Raw genomic sequence first — 20,631 nt, 5'->3', positions numbered from 1 at the left:
CAACACGTTGAGGGATTTGTTATTGAGGTAGGTTGTCTATCCTATTTGGATAATAGTTTCTCAATACGTTCAGCATATTCCGGTCCTGCTACTTTAGCTGCATCAATATGCTTTCCTGTAGTCTCCCAGAACGTTTTAGGATCTTTTGCTGCATTGAAAACTACCTGACCTTGTTCAAATGGAACTTCCTTGTCTTCTTTGCTATGAATAATCAGTTTAGGAACCTCAACAGAGGCGATATCTTCTTTGGCTGAGTAAGGAGAAACGAGGTATTGTTTAATAACGTCTTGTTGTTCCTTGGGTGCATAGAATGCGGCTATGTCCGTAAAAGAGCTCAGCGGACTGTCAAGAACAAGGGCACTGACACTGTTTTTATTATCCTTTGCCAGACGTGTAGCCACCTGAGACCCGATAGAAACACCTAGTAAGATTAATTTAGTACCTTTTACATCATTTCTTTTGATAAGATAGTCAAGCACCAGTTGACCATCCTTTAGAATATTCACATGGGTGGGCTTTCCTGTAGATTTTCCATATCCTCTGAAGTCAATCATAAAGACCTGAAATCCTTTGTCTACCAGCGGTTTTGCGATATAGGTGTAAGAAGATACATTTCCGCCTGCTCCATGAAATAATAATATAGTTGCTTTGGCTTTCTTTTGTGGTTTTACAAAGATACCATTCAGTTTTATAGTGTCTGTATCCAGAAATACTTCTTCATATTTCAGGTCTGCTATTGGTTTCCATTCTTTGGATGGGAAGTAAAATTTGTCATCAAACTGAGCCTGGCAGATTGTGATTGAAAATATAAAAAGGAAAAAGAGTTGAGATAGTAATGTTTTTTTCATGAGTATAGTAAGAATAATTAAGCCAATAATAGTTCTATTTGAGTAATATTCTAGTAACCATAGAAAAATTTTGAATGAATTTGGTAATGAAATGGGTATATGTTCTTCTCTTTTTAGTTGTATAGATGATAGCTTTGGCTTCATAAAGCTGTCATCTATACAACTTATTGGAAAGAGATGGTCCAGTCTATATGGAACGTAACATAATACAGTTAACAGGGTTTTATTTCTTTTGCCGAAACATACAGTGAAGTTTACACAAAAGTGCATCCTGTGCTATCTTGTTTTTATTATTAGGTAAAAGATTTTTCTTTGTGCTTTCTCGTTCTTCATGTGTTTCACACCAAAGCAACCTTCTCATATGTTCAAACGTCAAATCTGCCTGATGTTCTGTCTGTGCATTTATCTTTACGCTCATTCCCAGCAGACAAAAACAAAAGGCTATAGTGCCTATCTATTCACCTATTTTACAGGGAGCGATGAAGCTATCAGGTATGCCGTAAGTAGCGATGGATATCATTTTAAAGCACTAAATGGAGGCAACCCTGTACTTAATTCTGCAAAAATCAGTGGCAGTGGAGGGGTTCGTGATCCACATATTTTGCGTGGAGCAGGTGGAAAGACGTTTTATATGGTGGCAACGGATATGAATACTGTCAAGAATGGCTGGGGGCCTAATCAGGGAATTGTGCTTATGCGCTCTAAAGATCTGATCGATTGGGAATCACATCCTGTTGATGTTGCAAAGATATATACTGAATATGCTGCCTCCGATCGGATATGGGCTCCACAGACAATCTTTGACCCTGCAACCGGAAAATACATGATTTATTGGTCTATGCGATTGGGCAAAGAAGATCGGGACAGGATTTATTATGCTTACGCCAACAAAGATTTTTCAGCTCTGGAAACCAAACCTGCTGTATTGTTTGATCCTCCCGGCAATACGGTGTGTATAGATGCAGATATTATTGCCAAAGATGGCAAGTATCATTTGTTTTTTAAACATGCAGGTAGTGCAACTCCTGGAATTAAAAAAGCAGTGTCAAATAAATTAACAGGTGGATATGTTTTTCAGGATAAACAGCTGGAACAAACCAAAGATGAAGTAGAAGGCTCTGGTATTTTTAAGTTGAACAATTCTTCCGATTACATTCTGATATATGATGTGTATCGGAATGGTCGCTATGAGTTTGCTCGTAGTTCAGATCTGGAGAAGTTTACAGCTATTAATGCTGACATACAGATGGACTTTCATCCCCGTCATGGAACAGTAATGCCCATAACAACTACAGAGGCAATATCTTTGACTACCCGATTCCTGACACCTGAACAGGTAATTATGTCTGCTGAAAGTAAAGACATTAAAAAAAATAATACACTATTGGATACTGCGGCTCATGTTGTGACATGGCAGGTAAAACCTGGTACAGATCTGACAAAGTTTAAGCCAACGTTTCCAGAGATAGCTGGTGTAATTGTCACTCCAAAAGGAAATACATCCTTCTCAAAAGGTACGGTTAGTTATGTTGTAAAGATTTCCGGACAACAACCTATTACTTTTACAACAAAGGCTTTGGAAACACATAATCCGGTATTGGATGGATTGTATGCTGATCCGGATATTATTTATGCAGAAAAAACAGGCAAATACTATATCTATCCTACCAGTGATGGTTTTACCAACTGGTCTGGTAATTACTTTAACGTTTTTTCTTCGAGTGATCTGGTAAACTGGAAAGACGAAGGAACAATTTTGCAACTGGGAAAAGATGTAACCTGGGCAAATACAAAAGCCTGGGCCCCTGCCATTGTAGAAAAAAAGATAAATGGACACTATCAGTACTTCTACTATTTCTGTGCAAATGGTCAGATTGGAGTAGCGGTTGCAGAAAATCCTACAGGACCGTTTAAAGATTTGGGTAAGCCGTTACTTGACAAGTTACCCGAAGGTGCTACTCATGGACAACAGATTGATCCGGATGTATTTATTGATCCCGTTAGTGGCAAAAGTTATCTGTATTGGGGCAATAGTTATATGGCTGTTGCTGAACTGGCCGAAGACATGACGTCACTGGTGCCTGGTACTACCAAAATACTAACTCCTACTAAGACCTACAATGAAGGAACTTTTGTCTTTTACCGCAAAGGAAAATATTACTTTACCTGGTCAGAAAAAGATACCCGTGATCCTGACTATCAGGTAAGGTATGCGGTAGCTAATAATCCTATGGGACCTCTCACAATTCCTCAGGATAACCTGGTTATAATAAAAGATACTACAGCGGGTATTTATGCGACCGGGCATCATTCCGTGATTCAGATTCCGGGAAAAGATGAATGGTATATAGTCTACCATCGCTTTAACTATCCGAAAGGAATTGGTATGGGACGGTCTGCCGGCTATAATCGTGAGGTGTGTATTGATAAACTTGAGTTCAGAGAAGATGGCAGTATCCTTCAAACCAAACCAACTCATGTAGGGATTGAACCTGTAGCTAAATAGATATCCGGAGTATGCAGGAGATTAGTAAACTACCTGCATACTTTCTCTATTGTTTCATCTTAATGCTAATAAGAACTACTATGGATATAATACGTCTTGAAAATACTGATCCGGATGATATAATGGATATACTTTGTCGTCTGGAAAAATCGTTTGGGATCAGGTTTGGAGAAAATGATTTTATGCATGTTGATACGTTTGGAGATTTGTGTGATGTCATTGAAAAAAGCATCTCATCTGAGCACAGAAATGATTGTACTACACAACAGGCCTTCTACAAAGTCCGCAATGCTCTCAGGCAAACTATTCCTGATTGTGTTACTGTTATTAGTCCTGATACAAAGCTGGAAGACCTGTTTTCCAGATCTGATAGAGCCAGACTTGTTAGACGTTTTGAGAAAAATCTGGGTGTTAAGGTAGGTGTTCTGAGCATGCAAGGCTGGTTATCCTTTGTGATCACCTTAGGGTTTCTGGCTTCATTTGTATGCTTGTTTTTATACTTAAAGGTGGCTGTCATGGGATTTTTGATTTTTTACCTGATAGTGAAGCTAGCTAAAAGAGCGGCAAAGGAGCTAGCTATAGAAACTGTAGGAGAGCTGACTAAAAAACTTACCCGAGAGCATTATCTGTTTGTAAGGCGATCACCATGCACTGTTAATCTAAATGAAATTTTTGCAGTCATTCAGGATGTGTTTAGTGACTATCTTTCTCTGGATAAACAATACCTGACAAGAGATGCAAGTCTTGGATGGGGTTAAAATCAGATGTATTCTAAAAAAAGTCGTCTTCATCAATAAGGCCATCCAGGTATAAAGAACGCCAGGCTTCTGCTTCCTTTAATGCTGCCTCAAGGCTTTCTGTGGAATAAAAAGTTTTTCCTGATCCTTTTATGCTATATTCCAGAACAGTTACATTGACAACATACAGAGTATCATCACCACCTTCATAATTAGTATAAATACGATAACCGATGGTAACCTCTTTCATGAGATAAGGGTAAATGAGTTTAGTTGAAGGCAATATAGTAAAATGATCGTTTTCAACTAATTAAAAGAATGCCTGAATACCATAGGAGATAAATCTGTTTTCTGCTTGAATAACTTGGTAAAAGATTGTGGGTGCTCGAAACCTAGTTGGTAAGCAACTTCTGAAATAGTCAGATTGCTGGTGCTGATCAGTTCCTTGGCAACCTCGATCAGTTTGTTATGAATATGTTGCTGTGTGCTTTGACCTGTATAGGTGCGTAACATATCGCTTAAATAATCCGATGAAAAGTTGAGTTGTTCAGATACAAACTGAACAGTTGGCAAACCGTTATGCAGAGCTTTGCCACTTCGGAAATAGTCTGAGAGTAACGTATCCAGCTTGTCAAGAAGGTCGTTATGGGCTGTTTTGCGGGTAATAAACTGCCGGGTATAGAATCGGTTGCTGTAGTCAAGCAATAGTTCTACATAAGAAGCCAGCAGTTCCTGACTAAAGGTATCAATAGCTGAATCTAACTCCATCTGGATCTGATGGAATAAGCCTAGTATGATATTCTTCTCTTTTTCAGATAGATGCAGTGCCTCTACCATGGAGTAGGAAAAAAATCCATAGTCTTTTATCTTTTTGCCCAGATTGTGGTTGCGTATCAGATCAGGATGCAGATAGATGGTTAAGCCACATAGATTTTCTGTTGGACTGCCAACAGAGATTACCTGTCCTGGAGAAATAAAGAAAAGTCCTCCCTCATCAAAGTCAAAATATGTTTGTCCGTACCGTATCTTTCGGTTTCCACCTTCAATAAAGGATATCTTGTAAAAGTTTAGTGCGATTTTCGTTTCAATCCTTTTTGCACTAAATCGAATATCTTCCAGTCTCACTACACTTATCAATGGATGCAGCGGTTTGGGAAGGCCCATATCTCGTTGAAACTCGGAAATGGAATTGTATATATAGGGTATATCTTCAGCTTTCATGAGTGATAAAGGAATGAATGCTCTGAATAGAACATTCATTCCAGAATAAAGATTCTTAATAACTGCCTTTAGAAATTGATAGTATATAGTATCAATACACTTCCTGACTATTTTGGGGTAGTATAGGAGATAGCACTGAGGTTTTGCCGTTAATGGTAGTACCACCCATTCCATTGTGATAAGCTGCCCGCATAAAGGGTATAGGGAAGTTCAGTACTGGCTCAGATACTTCATTCAAATATGTAAGGTCATCAGGTGTTAGTGATACAGAAAGTGCTTCAAGATTTTGTTGTAATTGATTTGTAGTTCTTGCTCCAATAAGGGTAGAAGATATACCTGGTTGTGCCATTACCCAGGCAAGAGCTACTGCTGCGATAGTGGTGTTCTGTTGATTTGCAATCTCTCGTAGCCGATCAATGATTGTATGTGTGCTTTCTGGAAGATCTGGTTTAGTATATCTTCCGGTTGATTGATCATTCTGATTTTCACGAGTATATTTCCCTGTCAGGATACCTTGTTTCAGTGGAGACCAGGGCATTACTCCCAAACCAAGTTCCTGTGCCATTGGGATGAGTTCGCCTTCGGACGTGCGCTCCAGTAGTGAATATTCTATTTGTAAACCAATAAACGATGCCCAACTCCGAAACTGGCTAATCATTTGCGCTTGTGCTACCTTCCATGCAGGAGTATCCGAAACAGCTATGTAACGAACTTTGCCGGACGTTACCATATCCTGTAGAGCTGATAATGTTTCTTCAATAGGTGTAAATTCATCAAATGCATGCATCCAGTACAGGTCAATATAGTCAGTCTGAAGGCGTCTCAGAGACTGCTCCAGTGACTGGATGATATTTTTACGGCTGGTTCCACCAGCATTGGGATCACCCGGATAAAGGTTTCCATAAAATTTGGTAGATAATACCAGACTATCTCTTCTGATACCGGTTTCTTTTAGATAGTCACCAATGATCTTTTCTGAATGTCCCTTGGTATATAAATTGGCTGTATCAATCGTATTTCCACCTTTGTCGAGATAGAGTTTAAGAATAGACTTTGATTCTTCTGTTGAAGCTCCCCAGCCCCATTCTTCACCAAATGTCATAGTGCCAAGTGTGAGAGGGCTTACCCGCAATCCGGATTTTCCAAATGTACGATAATGTGTCAGTTCCATAATTATTTTGAATGGTTTGTAAATACTGACACAAAGGTCCGGCATTGCGATGAGAGCTACTTCGCCGGATACAGGAAATTCTTAGCCAAAAAAGGAAAAGGGTTGAAAATAAGTATGAGTTTGTTTCAGACGTGCCTTAAATGGGTGATTATAGTTATTTAATTGGAGGTTTTAGGCTTAGGCTTTACCATTACAATACCAATGGTGAGAAGAATACCACCTAGCAAAAGCAGGAATAACCCTACAAATATTGCTGCCTGGACTATACATCCATCTCCGGAACAAGGTCTTGTACCTTCATACATGAGTGGAATAAATAAGATGATACCTAATGTACCTACTAGAATAAATAGATATCCAACTATCTTCTTTATCATTTAAGTTTCTATAGTGTAGTGAATACTTTTGTATATATACACTATAGTCAGTTATTGTAATAATAGGAAGGATTGTTTTTTGAGATGTGCAGAATAGAGTTATGCTAAAAATAAAGTCTTTTAGCTGGACTGTAGTGTTTAGCATAATTTACAATCATTCCACATATAGTGTGATCAAGACCATACCATTGACACCATAATAATACAACAAAATATCCTTTGATTGTGGGCAAGTCGTCAATGGTTTCACAGTTTTTCAGATCAATACAATTTTTAGGATAAAGATTGGTGTTTAACATAAAATCGTCTACAATGTAGGTATCCCAAGCTTTTCCATATACTAAGTAATGACTTGTATCGTTTTCTTATAACTCAAATCAAACAAACCTATAAAATTATGGAAACGATTCAAATGCACGGAGGCTCTCTTGCGGAGAAAATTAATCTGGGCAGATTAGAACATACCCTGGCAGTAAAGATTATCACAGCATACATTGTACAGTTTATGGCAATGGCCACCACAGTTGTTGCATTGGTGACAATTCTGTTTCGCAGGAAGTTATTAGTGTAGAATCTCGGTTAATGTTATTCCTCCAATTTGACTAATTGGGTGGGTATCTCGTTTTCTTTTAGTGCTTCATTAAGTGACCATGCATCATGAATATTGCCTTGAAAAAGAGGAGTCTCTATTTGCTTGATGTGCTTCATCAGTTCTACCGGACTGAGTTCTAATAACATCCTCAGTTTTGCCATCTTTTGTGACTGACCTGTAAGCGATTCGGTAAGATAAATACACCATACACCTTTTCTTCCAATTTTTTCTTCCCGAATCGCTTCTAGCTGGACTTTCATGGGGATATAATGCAAATTCTTTAATAGTCTTATCTGTCGTGTTTGTTTGTCAATGAATATAGGGGCTGTTCCTACAAGTCCTACTTCTTTACCCTCATGCTCTCTATCTTCATCGGTGAATGATGTTTCAATTTGGGGAAGAGACAGACCATCGTCTAACATCTGCTGTACTTTTTTCTCAAATGGCCGTAGTCCTAAAGCATGTTCTGTATCAAAAGAAAATACCCATCCATACTCAAATTCGATGGCTGGTTCATAAACGGCCAGGCGATAACCATGCTGTACTACGTCTTGATTTATGTACTCCAATACAAGTTGTTTCGCTTCCTGATAATCCATTTGGATAGTAGTAAACAGTAATATGTTGGTCTAATTGCAATTTGTAGAACCTATATGTACTTTACAAAAGTGTATGTATTTGTTTCTCCCGGTTCAGATTACATGAGTTTATTATTCTGGCATAAGAAAAAAACGTTATCAACTGAATATACAATTTCGGATAAGATAAAAAGCCTGCTTGTTGATTTGGGTTTTAGTGTTGAGGTTGTTATACATAGTGTAGGATTAGATATCCTTGGCAAGCCCATACAACCTGATCGTTCTTCATTTTTTATGAGAGTGTTGAGCCAATATGATGAGGTTACGCAAGATCAGGAGCTTGTCTATCAAGGTATGCTTCACACAATGAAACAACGAGAAGGAATAGAGAAAGACTTTTTGTTGAAAGGCCTATGTTATCAGACTGTTCCTGCATCAGGAAAAGATGATTTTTTAGATGAGGATGAATTAATAATTAATAAGCCAGCTTTTATCAAGGCTTTGGTAGATGTAACAGATCCATTGATGCAATTTTCTTATTTGGGATACATTGCTTTGAAGATGAACACATATCAAACAAGTATTACCGATTTACAAGAATGGTTTAAAAGTATTAACAAGGAATTGCCTCAATCTATCTTTCATTGTCCATTTTTTATATGGAATGAAACAAAGGATACATTTTCTTTCTTACCTGGTTTTGCAGAATATTTTTGGATTCAGGAGTTTAATCGATTTGAGCAATCATTATATAAAGGTTCTGTTCATGTTTCATACAATCAGATTGCTAATTCTATTGACTTGTCAATGGCACCTCCTCATGTTCCATTGTTAAAGCAGTTACTAGATATACGAATTAAAGATGCCAAAACGCTTTTTGTTAAACTTCGGCAGTATGAAGGTGCTGCAATTTTGCGAGATGCAGAGCGACAACTGTATAATCAATTTCTGATTGCACCCTGGCCAGATTATAGTTCTGTGGCTGGATTTGAAATAATTCAGGTTCTGAATGCAATTGATAAAAAAGCCAAGTCTACTCTCTCTAAAGAAATGTGTGTTCAGATTATACTTGAACAGATAAAATCTTCTGAGTTTGCAGGTAATAATTGGATAATCCTGGATGAGTTACTTAGCCAGTTATGGAAAACAGATACACCTGAAAAGGGATTACCTGTGATTTTTTCTTTGATAGAGCGGTTTCCAGAAGAAGATAGAAGACGAGGGTTCAGATCAATTGTATATGGTGTAGGACGTTTGCCAGGTTATACAACTATGCTATTGGAGTCGCTTCAACGTCAACCTTCTATTTTGGGAATCGCTCTTCTGAATAGAATACTTCATGCAGGGCAAAAATACATTGAAAATGTCTCTGTTGTGGATCTCTTGCATAATTTGCTCCAGCATCCTAAAATGACACCAGCTATCAGAATTTGTATAGAAGATATACTAAAGGATAATCAGCAAGCATAAAACAATGGTGTATCTCAATCAACATGCGGCATCCTGAACTTTGGGAAAAGGATATTATTGAGAAAGTAAGAATGGTTTCACAAAGAGAGTTGTGATGACTTTACTTACGAGTGGTAGTGTAGGTGCGTAGGGAATCTTTTTCCCGTGAGGCTAGCCTTTGGCCTGCGGGCAGAAGGATTGGGAAAAAGTGCCTTTTTTTGCTACCACACAAATCTGGCTCACCAAATTCTCGTTTGGTGCCCCTATTTTTGGGCAAGCAAAAAAGTAACAGGTGATAGGAAGAGAAATATGCTGGGCAATAAACAAAGATGGATACTAGCAAGCAAAAAATGAAGAGTCTTGTGGAAGAACAACAAAAGGGCAATAAACCAACTCAGAAAGAAATATTTCTGAAAAGTTAACCCAAGCCCATATTTTCAAAAATATAGACTTGGGTTTTATTTAAATCCAATATCTGAGATGAGTCATAGTGAAGTTATAACAGTTAGTATATCTCCTCTTCTTCCACATTCACATAAAACCGAGTATCATCCACATCAAAGTCTGTCGGTTCCATATCGGGTAAAGTCAGGGTTTTCCACTGAGTAGTAGGATAAATGAGTCCAAACTTTTCTCTGGCAGTGGTTACACGAATTGGCATACGGAAGTCTGTTACATCTGCAATCCATTTATAAGAAAGCACCAGTGAACTTCCTTTCATTTTGTATTTTACGGATAAAGCTGGAATGGAAGCATATCGAAGGTACTGGTTGAAAAAATACGTGTAATCTGTATTGGTTTTGGTATTGATGTATTGTACAATGTCATTGGTGCAAACAGTCTTGTTTCGGAAATCCTTCTGAATACCCTGCAGGATTTCTGCCCAGCAGGCGTCATTGTTGAGCACATTTTTGAATGTATATAACATCAGTGCTCCTTTTTCGTACATATCACCGATATTGTAATGAATATGGTTTACATCATATACCCCAATGATAGGTTGCTGTTCAATAACTTGTCCTGTTAAACTTTCCATGTATTCCTGTTCCCCTTTTTTGCCAAACTTTTCTGCAAAAGGTAAACTTTCTGAATATGTAGCAAAGGCTTCATGAATCCACATGTCGGCAAGGTCGCTGCAACTAACCTGATTACCCCACCATTCATGAGAAACTTCATGCCATACTATACTTAAGGGAGCAGTTGACATCTCCTCACTATCTCCTTCTGGCATTTTTCCAAATGAAACCGCACTCTGATGTTCCATAGCATGTAACGATTCCATTAGTTTGAATCCATCACGTGGGAAAGGATATTTGCCGTATTGCTTTTCAAGAGTCGCTAACATAGGTTTGATACGATCAAAAATTATCTTTCCTTTTTCCAGATTATAAGGCATTACATAGAAGTCCAGTGTCAATGTATCAGACGTAATATAATGGCCCTGCAGATGGGCATACTTTCCAATATTCAGTGTTACATTGTAATTGTTAATAGGATAGCTGACAAACCATTCGTAGCGGGTTTTGTGATTGGAGAGTTGAGTGGTCTTTCGGAGGCGTCCATTGGAAATATTCAGCAGGCCTTGTGGTACTGTGACGGCAATGCTAACACTATCTGGTTCATCTGATAAGTGATCTTTGTTTGGCCACCATAGACTTGCTCCTGATCCCTGGCACACTACCTGCACCCAGGGATCTCCATTGGCATCTTTAGACCATAAGAATCCCCCATCCATAGAAATATCCCGATTGGGCTCTTTCGGATTGCCTGAATACTGAATCGTAATCTCCTGATTCGTATGTATAGGCAGCATTTCCGGAAACTGAATGAACACTGCATTGTATTCTCGTATATACGGTAACGTTTTTCCTTTGTATACAATCTGATGAATCTGCATGTTATCATATAAGTCTACCTGCATCTTTGTAAACGGCTGTTGTACACTGAACCGAATGACAGTACTCCCTGAGATAAATTTGTGTTCTATGTCTACATCTATATCCAGCTTGTAAAAGGTGACATCGTAACAGGTACGTAAAGGAGTGAGTTTGCCTCGCAAAGTATCTGCACGTGTAAAGCCATTTTCGCGGTTTGATGGCTTTACTGGAATAGCCTGGCTCATTTTTTTGACAGGGATGGAATCTGTTTTTTGTCCAACTGTTCCAAGCGTATCTTTAGAAGCAGGTTGAATGATATTGAATTGTCCCCAGAAATCACCTTTGTTTAGTTTTGGGCTAACAGAATCGGCAGAAGTATAAATCTTTGTTTCAGGTGTGGCAGATCTGGCAATATCTGTCACTGTCAGAAGCAAATCTGTTTTCCAGACACTGTTTTCCAGATGACGGCTTTTGCTATTGACATCTGCCAGAAAATGGCGTCGTATATCTTTTATATACCACTTGCCTTGATACTGATCAAAATGGAGAACTTCTTTAAAGCTTGATATTTTTAAATTCGCTTTCATAACCATGCGCCCAATACTCTTCCAGAAAAAGTTCCGATTGTTTTCCAGCTCAATCCCTTGAGGAGACAATTCGAGATCCCATTGGGTAAAGGCTAGCGATTGTATATCTATATATAGTTTCCCTTGTATATAAGCTTTACTACTTTTCTTTTTCGGAGTAACTTCAATTACATACATCCTCCGTTCTCTATCAGAAACAATACCTTGGAGCGTAAATGTATAGTGTTTAAAATTCCGGCTATTTAGAAAGAATCGTTTGTGACGCTTTATATCAACCTGAAACACATTACTGGAAGTTAATGTGTTTCGAGCACCATTATTTAGCTGTATCCAATAATAAAAACGGGGGTCTTTGGTATAAAGCGTAGTATCTGGTCTACTTTTTCGCTCTTTCAAGATTTTTATCTTTAAACCCTCCTCTTTTTCTTTACCGGGATGTTGTTTTACTTCCAATACAGATTCTGTATGAGTAATCTGGCTAGTATCTAACTGGATCGTTTCTCTATAAAAAGCCAGAAGTTGAATAGCTGAGGTATCATAATTGGTTGGAATAGCCGCAATAGCTTCCTTTATGATTTCCAGACCTGTTTTGCTTTTGGCATGTACATGAACTTCAGCCAATTGGATGGGAGCTTCCTGTAATGTAATATGGTTCTTTTTTCCTTGTACATCTTTAACAGCTCTGGTTACAGACTCATAGCCAATCTGTGATATTTTCAGACTATCACGACTATAGGACGCTGGTATCTTAAAAATAAAATTTCCTTCTGCATTGGTGACTGTACCGAGGCTCTTGCCGATAATACCTATGTTAGCATAGGGGAGAGGCTGGTTGGTTTGTTGGGAAGTTACTCTGCCTGTAATAGTCAGAAAAGATTCCTGAGACATTGCAGGGCTGATTGCAGTGAATAGCAGGATGATCCATAAAAAGAGTGTAAGCCGATAATTGGGTTGCATAGTATACATGGGTTGTGTGTGCAGCAATACAACCAAAATGGCGACTCGAAATCTACTCAAATCCGGATTTGATAACTACTTTCAGGCAGATTCCTGCGATTGTATCGATAAATATTCTCTGGGAGATACACCTGTGCTATTTTTAAAGGCACGTTGAAAAGTTGCCTGAGAGTTAAAACCACAATCTAGTGCAATACCCACGATGGTGAGATGTGTATTGTCTTTTTCCAACAGGCGTTTTTTTACTTCTTCAATCCGGTACTCATTGATAAACTCATTGAAACTTTTGTGGAGATAGTTGTTAAGGATATAGGAAATTGTTTTCTGCGGAATAGCTGTATGAGTAGCCAGCATTTGCAGATGAAGAGTCGGTTCCAGATAGAGTTTCTCTTTTTCCATAACCTTCCTCAGTGAATCGATATAATCAGTAATTTCTTCTGATGTAAAGGATGGCGTAGTAACCAACATAGGCTGTTGTGCAATTGTCTCTGGCTGTGATGGGGGTGCTTCTGTTTGTAGTCTGATATGTATATAACTTTTAAAACCAAGCCAGTACACCAGAATCGCCAATGGAATATAGATAGGATAATAACTCATATCATCCAGCAAGGTATTTCGGGTAGAAGGATTGATATAGGGAATAAGAAATAGTAACCAAATACCTTGAAATAGCAAAAAAGCATTCAAAAACTGGCCCAACCATTTTCGCTGACTATTGTCAGACTCTGCTTGTGATGGTAGCTTACGAATAAGATAGTGTCTGGCAACTAATACATATACTGTCAGCGAGAGCCAGCGAGGAATATCCATATATGTGTTATATGCATCAATAAAATCACCCCAGCCTTTGACTGTTTCTTCTTGCAGTTGTTGCATTAGAAGCCCTGCCAATGCTATCCATACCAGTAGTTTGGGAAATAAGTCAATACCGGTAGGAAGAAAGTGCAGCCAGCGTTTTGTATCCAATTGAAAATTTACCTCTGTGACAGATTGTACATAGAAATAGATCAAGGGACCTACTGGCATAATAAGAATGAGTGGTAGCAACTGTTGTATAACCTGAAGGGTGGCATACTCTTCTTCCATGCCGGATTCACTAATGTATAAGTTAGAGCAGGCCAACGCCAGCAGAAAAATAAGTGTAGCCAGTAAGCGATTGGATAACTTACTGCTTCCTTTGCCCTTCCATACAAGGAAACTTAAAATAAATCCCTGAACAGCGCCCAGTAGAATAATGATGTTCCAAAAATCTGAGCCATTGATAAGTGACATACACGTTTGGTTTATCTGAGAGTGGTTGGGATATTATGTGTATTTATCAAAATTAAGAAAATATTTCTCTTCAAAAAGAAGTTTTATGTGAGCTGAGTTTTATAAAAACAGATAGAGTAGTATACTGGTCTTTGTACTTCTCTTATCTCAAGGACTTTGTGGTGTGTTCATAATTATTTTTTAGCTTTCCACGATCTCACATTGTTATTCTCTATCTGTACAGGACAATGAACATTGAAAAAAAGCATACACTAGTTGATACCCAATCTGGAAAAGAATGTATTCTTATTCTCTATTCCAATAAGGTACTAATTGAAAATATAAAGGACAGCAAGTCAAAGGCTACAGAAAAAGAGTTCGCCACTTCAGCAGAGGCATTAACTTTCTTTTCTAAAAAGGAATGGGAACTACTGAAGAAGGGATTTGTATTAAGAAATAAAAATGCTTCCATAGGAGAACCCGTTTTACATTATTATGTAGGCTCCGGATATACAGGTTGTTTAGCTTTTGATACTACTCCCAATGGAATTTATGTATATAAACATGGCTGGTTTAAGACCGCAGCTGATCAGAAAGATTTTTTGTCACTGATAGATATAGAAGGGAATCTCATAGAAACCATCGAATTGCCCAAGATACTTGCATGGGATATACAGTATAATGCTGTAAAGGATGCACTATTACTGGATACAGATCATTTTATTTTTGAGTATTCACTAGCCACCAAAAAGTTCAATAGTTTGACAAAAGGATTTAGTAAACCAGTAAGCTTTATTTCTGTTTCATCTGAAAGATACGCTTTTGGTTCTCATCCCCAATTATATGTTTTTGATAAGGATACAGTTCTTCTTAAACATACTTTTGATGTTGAAATTGTTAGAGGACATCTACCATTTGAAGTTGTTTTGTCAAAGAATGGACAATGGATTGCATTTCACAATCAGGAAAATGAAATTAAAGTGATACAGGTATCGGATGATAAAGTAGTGAAGCACATCACAGGTGAATTTGGCGTAATCTCTCAAATGGAATTTGCCGAAAACGATACCATCCTGGTTGTTAGATCATATGGGTGGCCATGGAGTATCCGTTATTTTGACCTTGTCAACGGTAATGAATTAGCAATGTCTGAATTACAAATTCCGTCACATTCTCAGCAAGCTAGTTGGTTTTGTTTCAATGGAGACCAATCCAAATTGGTTATAGTTCAAAACAAGAAAGCCTTTGTTTTTGACTTTCTGAACAAGACCTTTCTATACAACTTTCAGATAGAACATAGTGTAAAAACTGCAAGACCAAAGTTTGTAAACGATTTGCTGGGTTTTCGGACGGACTATGGTTGTTTTAGTTTATACCAAGTATAAACGATTATAATCTTTGAGTGAATGATGATAGATTCCGTAACAGACTGATAATGTTTTGTTTATGTAATTAGGTTTTGTAGAAAATATTTGTTAGTATTAAAGTATACCTAATTTCTAAACAATCTTGTTTGTGACAAGTTTACTTGTATGAGTAGATTGGTTGGATTCTCTTATTAAATTACGGGCTCTCTACTACTACAAACGTGATTGCGGGCAATTCGCATACAGGCTAAGTGCCTGGTAATTCACAGATCTGAAAGATAGGATAAACTAATCTATAGTTTAAGTAAAACGTACTTAGCAGACTTAGATTTCTTTAGAAGAAGCTTATCAAAAAAATAGCAATTATAAAACTTTACATAAAAACTCAGATATTCTTAATTACAGAATCATTTTGACCATACCCTATATATGGTTATGGGTGTAAGATTCTTCTGTTATTGTATGTAAAATGCGTGCTATCTTATATTCTAGGTAGAATATATGCTTCCCCTATAACTCATTATTTTTAACCAGTTACACATACTTTTGTTACTAATACTCATTTACCTTCTGATTATCAAGGTTATCCTTATCAATAGTAGCCTAATATATTACCAATATGTGTTATCTAGATAAAATACAATTTTTGTCTGAATATATTATTTTGGATAAATTGTATTTATTGTAATAAATTCATGGCAAAAGAAGTTGATTGTTCTATTGGGTATTTTTTGGTAACAGAGAATTAGTGCCTGTATAGGATCTGGCAATTTGTTTGAGCTGTTACCACGATACAAATATTCTTGAGAGGGATTAAGTCTAACAAGTATTATTTCATTAAAAGTATGTCATTGCATTCAACGCCAAAAATAATTACGATTAAAGATATTGCTCAAAAGTTTAAGTGTTCTCCTTCTACTGTATCGAGAGCATTAAACAATCATCCTTTAATCAATATTGAAACAAGAAATACTATACAGGAATATGCCCGACGAATGGGATATCAAAAAAATTCCGTTTCGTTGAGCCTTCTGAATAAATCAACCAAAATAATAGGAGTAATTCTGCCCAATATCAGCCATTTTCATGAAGCTGCTATGGTAAATGGACTGCAGTCTGTGTTGCAGCCATTGGGATATCTGGTAAATATATGTATCACCAATGAGAGTCAGATACTGGAAAAGGAGTATGTAGATCGACTTCTGTCCAATCGGGTAGATGCCATTTTTATGTCTGTGTCTCAGGAAACCTACGATTCCAAAGATCATTCCCATTTGGAACAGGTACTAAAACGGAACATTCCACTGGTATTTATAGATCGTGAATATGATCATTTTTCAGCTTTTGGAGTTACAATAAATGATTATCAGGGGGCTTACAGAGCTACTCAACATTTGATTGAAGTAGGTTGCAAGCGAATTGCACACTTACGAGGGCCGAAGGGGCTTACAGTAGCAGAACAGCGTTATAAAGGATATATTGATTGTCTGAATGATCATCACTTGCCTGTAGATAAGGCATTGATAACAGAGACTAATTTCAATATAGAGAGTGGCTTAAAGCCTACACAATACCTTTTGAATCTGAAAGATAGGCCAGATGGCATATTTGGTGTAAATGATCAGGTTTGTTTTGGTGCATTAAAAGTCATTAAGGAATATAAGTTGAATGTGCCAACAGATATTGCTTTAGTTGGATTTGATAATAGTCCTATAGCAGAATATTTTCAGCCACCACTCACTTCTGTGAAACGTCAGAGCAAGCAAATTGGAACAGAAGCGGCCCGTCTGTTTATCGAGTCCCTGACATCAGGTTCTTCCTCTGTCTCTCCTCAAAACTGTGTCCTGGATTCGGAATTAATTGTGCGGGATTCGTCCCGGAGATCATGATAATTTCTTTTCGGAGTTGGACAAAAACGATTTCAAACGTTTGCATAGAAATTAGTTATTCTAAAACTTTTATTTAAAAAGTACTATATTGATATTCGGTGGTTGATTTGAATTAAACCCATTTTAACTGCCAATGAAAAAACATCTACATTTCAAATCCATTCTCTTTCTGCTTCTGTTTCTGTCTCTTACAATGCATTCGCAATTGTTTGGACAGTCTGAAGTAACTGTATCAGGGAAGGTTACATCAGCCAGTAATGGTGAGACTTTGCCTGGAGTATCCATTCTTGTAGAAGGGACTACTACCGGAACTGTTACAGATGTGAATGGCGAGTACAAGTTGAAGGCTGGAGCCAACGCTCAATTGATTTTCACCTTTGTAGGGTATGTACAGGAGAAAATAGCTGTTAGTAACAGAACTACTATTGATGTAGCTCTGGTACCAGATATCCAGACATTAGGTGAAGTTGTAGTAGTAGGATACGGAACTCAATCACGTAAGAACCTGACCAGTGCCATCAGCAATGTTAAGCCTGAAGAACTTAACAGAGGAGCTATTACAGATGTAGGCCAATTACTACAAGGGAAGGTCCCCGGTTTAAATATCACAGCCAGTGGTGACCCAAACAGAACCGCTGCCGTTGTTTTGCGTGGTGCCTCCACACTGAATAGTTCTCAATCCCCTTTGTATGTGATTGATGGTGTTGTGGGTGCTGATATCTCTATTATTGCTCCTGATGATATCGCATCTATTGACGTATTGAAAGATGGTGCTGCTACCGCTATTTACGGAAACCGGGCTGCTAATGGGGTTATCATGGTGACTACCAAAAGAGGAAAAAAAGGTCAAATGCAGATTTCATATAATGGCTATGCCGGTATTGAAAAAGTGTCCAGAAAACTGGATATGATGACTGGAAATGAGCTAAGATCATTTCTGGAGGCCAATGGTCGCTCTCTTTCTGCTAATGATGATAAAGGTGCCAATACCAACTGGCAGGAAGCTATTCAGCGGAAGTCAGCATTTTCAACTAATCATAACCTTTCATTTAGTGGAGGTAGTGAGCATAGTACATACAATGCAAGTTTAAACTATGTACATAGAGAAGGTATCCTGTTAGGTAGTAAGTTGGAACGTGTTATTGCAAGATTAGCTGTAGAGCAGTCTGCATTGAATGATCGAGTAAAATTTGGTCTGAATGTTACTAATTCAAATACAATATCTAATAACACTCCTTTACGAAACAGTGTATTACAGCAGGCGGTTACGTACCTACCTGTATCTCCTATAAAGAATGCAGATGGAAGTTATTTTGAGAATTTCACTTATACCAGCTATGTCAATCCTGTAGCGATGATTAATCACGCAAAAGATGATACAAAGTATAACAATCTGGTAGGTGCATTCACCGCTCTGGTAAAACTTCCATTTGGTCTTTCCTATAACTTAAACGTTTCCTATCAGAATACAACTTCTTTGCATGGAGAGTTTTACGATAGTTATTACTCAAAATATAATGGCATTAACTTATATAATAACCCTGATCCTCCCTCAACCAAAACTCTGCTTAATTTTGGTACAAATGGGTTAGCATTGCGCAATACGTATCAGGATATACGCAAAGTGTTAGAAAGTTATATAACATGGGATAAGGAATTTGGTGTTCATTCTGTAAACTTCGTGTTAGGTTATTCCTGGCAGGATAACCAGTTGGGTGATGGATTTCAGGCAACTGCAACAAACTTTCCTGTAGATAACATTGGGTATAGTAACTTTGCTCTTAGCAACCCCTATGCTATAGCTTCTTATCGTATCAACTTTGGATCAGATGGAATCTATCAGCATTATCGTTGGATATCTGATTTTGCCCGTTTAAACTATAGCTATAAAGATAAATACCTGTTTCAAGGATCTATACGCAGAGATGGATCTTCGGTATTTGGTGAAAATAACCGCTGGGGATATTTTCCGGCAGTTGGTGGTGCATGGAGAATATCTGAAGAAGATTTTATGAAGGGCCAAACTTTTGTTAATGATCTGAAACTTCGTGCCAGCTATGGAGTAACAGGTAACTCTTCCGGATTTAATCCATACACCGCTCAATTTATTTCAGGTAGTCTGGGTACTTTTTATTACAATGGCTCACAGGTGGCAGCATATGGCCCAACACAGGCGGCTAACCCTGACCTGAAATGGGAGAAAACTGCAACAACAAACGTTGGGTTAGATTTTACATTGCTACAGGGAAAACTGAGCGGTACCGTTGAGTGGTATGATAAAAATACTACTGGTATGATTTATTCTTATGCCGTAGATCCTATTAAAGTTCCAGTTGGTAGTATTGTTGCTAATGGAGGCAGTATGAATAATAAAGGTATTGAAGTAAGTTTGAATGCAACTCCTGTTAAAACAGGTAGTGGCTTTACCTGGAATACAAGTGTGAATCTTGCCCACAATACCAACAAAATTACCAGTCTTACAAATCCTCTTTTCTCAGGTGGTGACTCTGTTCGTCTGTCACAGCCCGACGGAGCTGGACAAACAGGAAGTACATTACAGATTTTGAAATCAGGGAAGCCATTGGGACAGTTCTTTACACTCCAGTATGCTGGAAAAAATGATCAGGGTGTTTCTCAGTATGTGGATGCAAGCGGTAATCTGACAACTACTCCTGTTATTGGTAAGGATTATCATTATGCAGGTAGTCCACAACCTAAACTATTATTGGGATGGACTAACTCTTTTAGTTATAAGAACTTTGATCTGAATGTTTTCTTCAGAGGTGCATTTGGTAATAAGATTTTTAACGTGACCCGAGCTGATTTATTCAGACCAAACACTGCTGAATTTACCAATATTCTGAAAGAAGCGGCAAATGAGTCAGCAAATGATGTGAATGCGTACAGATATTCAACCCGCTTTATTGAAGATGGAAGCTATTTGCGATTAGATAATGCAACTCTGGGCTACAATTTCAAAAAACTGGGGCAATATGTAAAGTCCTTACGTATTTATACTTCAGTTAACAATGCTTTTGTCATCACAAATTACAAAGGTATTGATCCGGAGATTAATCAAGGTGGTATTGCGCCGGGTGTAGATTCAAATAACTTCTATCCAAAAACCCGGACATTTTTGTTAGGAGCTAATGTGACATTCTAATCTATTCTGGATTTTATTTAAAGAAACCATTATGAAAAAAAGTTCTCTCTATATATCTTTT

At 37.8% G+C, this 20,631-nt stretch carries 15 protein-coding genes; 7 read left to right on the top strand and 8 right to left on the bottom strand.

The genetic code is table 11. From position 1 onward, the window contains the following. Positions 1-41 precede the first annotated feature (41 nt). Complete coding sequence (locus QNI22_RS12765; protein ID WP_314511016.1) at positions 42-848, bottom strand: alpha/beta hydrolase; 807 nt, start codon at positions 846-848, stop codon at positions 42-44. A 361-nt stretch (positions 849-1,209) separates the two neighbouring features. Here QNI22_RS12765 and QNI22_RS12760 point away from each other — a divergent pair, with 361 nt between their 5' ends. Continuing rightward, positions 1,210-3,354 (top strand): glycoside hydrolase family 43 protein, encoded by a 2,145-nt coding sequence (locus QNI22_RS12760; RefSeq protein ID WP_314511015.1) that lies wholly within the window; start codon positions 1,210-1,212, stop codon positions 3,352-3,354. Positions 3,355-3,434: 80 nt separating this feature from the next. Continuing rightward, positions 3,435-4,112, top strand: coding sequence for an acyl carrier protein (locus tag QNI22_RS12755; protein ID WP_314511014.1), 678 nt, complete (start codon positions 3,435-3,437; stop codon positions 4,110-4,112). A 13-nt stretch (positions 4,113-4,125) separates the two neighbouring features. Here QNI22_RS12755 and QNI22_RS12750 read toward each other — a convergent pair whose 3' ends face one another. From QNI22_RS12750 to QNI22_RS12735, 4 genes are all read right to left on the bottom strand, one after another. After that, positions 4,126-4,341 carry a hypothetical protein gene (locus QNI22_RS12750; protein ID WP_314511013.1) on the bottom strand — a complete coding sequence of 72 codons (216 nt, stop codon included), beginning with the start codon at positions 4,339-4,341 and terminating at the stop codon, positions 4,126-4,128. Between the two features lie 56 nt (positions 4,342-4,397). Further along, positions 4,398-5,312, bottom strand: coding sequence for a helix-turn-helix domain-containing protein (locus QNI22_RS12745; protein WP_314511012.1), 915 nt, complete (start codon positions 5,310-5,312; stop codon positions 4,398-4,400). A 91-nt stretch (positions 5,313-5,403) separates the two neighbouring features. After that, positions 5,404-6,483 carry an aldo/keto reductase gene (locus tag QNI22_RS12740; RefSeq protein WP_314511011.1) on the bottom strand — a complete coding sequence of 360 codons (1,080 nt, stop codon included), beginning with the start codon at positions 6,481-6,483 and terminating at the stop codon, positions 5,404-5,406. A 158-nt stretch (positions 6,484-6,641) separates the two neighbouring features. Beyond that, a complete protein-coding gene (locus tag QNI22_RS12735; RefSeq protein ID WP_314511010.1) occupies positions 6,642-6,860 on the bottom strand; it encodes a hypothetical protein in 219 nt (72 codons plus the stop codon). 397 nt (positions 6,861-7,257) lie between these two features. Here QNI22_RS12735 and QNI22_RS12730 point away from each other — a divergent pair, with 397 nt between their 5' ends. After that, the gene (locus QNI22_RS12730) at positions 7,258-7,431 is read left to right on the top strand and encodes a hypothetical protein (RefSeq protein WP_314511009.1); all 174 of its coding nucleotides are present in this window, start codon (positions 7,258-7,260) and stop codon (positions 7,429-7,431) included. Positions 7,432-7,445: 14 nt separating this feature from the next. Here the strand turns inward: QNI22_RS12730 and QNI22_RS12725 are convergent, their stop codons facing one another. After that, complete coding sequence (locus tag QNI22_RS12725; RefSeq protein WP_314511008.1) at positions 7,446-8,051, bottom strand: hypothetical protein; 606 nt, start codon at positions 8,049-8,051, stop codon at positions 7,446-7,448. A 54-nt stretch (positions 8,052-8,105) separates the two neighbouring features. On the opposite strand from QNI22_RS12725, the gene QNI22_RS12720 reads away from it, so the two are divergent. After that, entirely contained in the window at positions 8,106-9,500 is a 1,395-nt protein-coding gene (locus QNI22_RS12720; RefSeq protein ID WP_314511007.1) for a hypothetical protein, read from the top strand. Positions 9,501-9,984: 484 nt separating this feature from the next. Here the strand turns inward: QNI22_RS12720 and QNI22_RS12715 are convergent, their stop codons facing one another. Next, a complete protein-coding gene (locus QNI22_RS12715) occupies positions 9,985-12,900 on the bottom strand; it encodes a M1 family metallopeptidase (protein WP_314511006.1) in 2,916 nt (971 codons plus the stop codon). Positions 12,901-12,981: 81 nt separating this feature from the next. Next, positions 12,982-14,172, bottom strand: coding sequence for an AraC family transcriptional regulator (locus tag QNI22_RS12710; RefSeq protein WP_314511005.1), 1,191 nt, complete (start codon positions 14,170-14,172; stop codon positions 12,982-12,984). 227 nt (positions 14,173-14,399) lie between these two features. On the opposite strand from QNI22_RS12710, the gene QNI22_RS12705 reads away from it, so the two are divergent. From QNI22_RS12705 to QNI22_RS12695, 3 genes are all read left to right on the top strand, one after another. Continuing rightward, positions 14,400-15,536, top strand: a complete 1,137-nt coding sequence (locus tag QNI22_RS12705) for a WD40 repeat domain-containing protein (protein WP_314511004.1) — start codon at positions 14,400-14,402, stop codon at positions 15,534-15,536. 827 nt (positions 15,537-16,363) lie between these two features. After that, positions 16,364-17,407: a LacI family DNA-binding transcriptional regulator gene (locus tag QNI22_RS12700; RefSeq protein WP_314511002.1), complete on the top strand. Its 1,044-nt coding sequence runs from the start codon at positions 16,364-16,366 to the stop codon at positions 17,405-17,407. A gap of 133 nt (positions 17,408-17,540) precedes the next feature. After that, positions 17,541-20,570 carry a SusC/RagA family TonB-linked outer membrane protein gene (locus QNI22_RS12695; protein ID WP_314511001.1) on the top strand — a complete coding sequence of 1,010 codons (3,030 nt, stop codon included), beginning with the start codon at positions 17,541-17,543 and terminating at the stop codon, positions 20,568-20,570. Positions 20,571-20,631: the final 61 nt, after the last annotated feature.

The organism is Xanthocytophaga agilis (assembly GCF_030068605.1).
In the GTDB taxonomy this organism is placed as follows: domain Bacteria; phylum Bacteroidota; class Bacteroidia; order Cytophagales; family 172606-1; genus Xanthocytophaga; species Xanthocytophaga agilis.
Note: the sequence above shows the minus strand (reverse complement) of the source record. Positions and strands in the feature narration are given on the sequence as shown.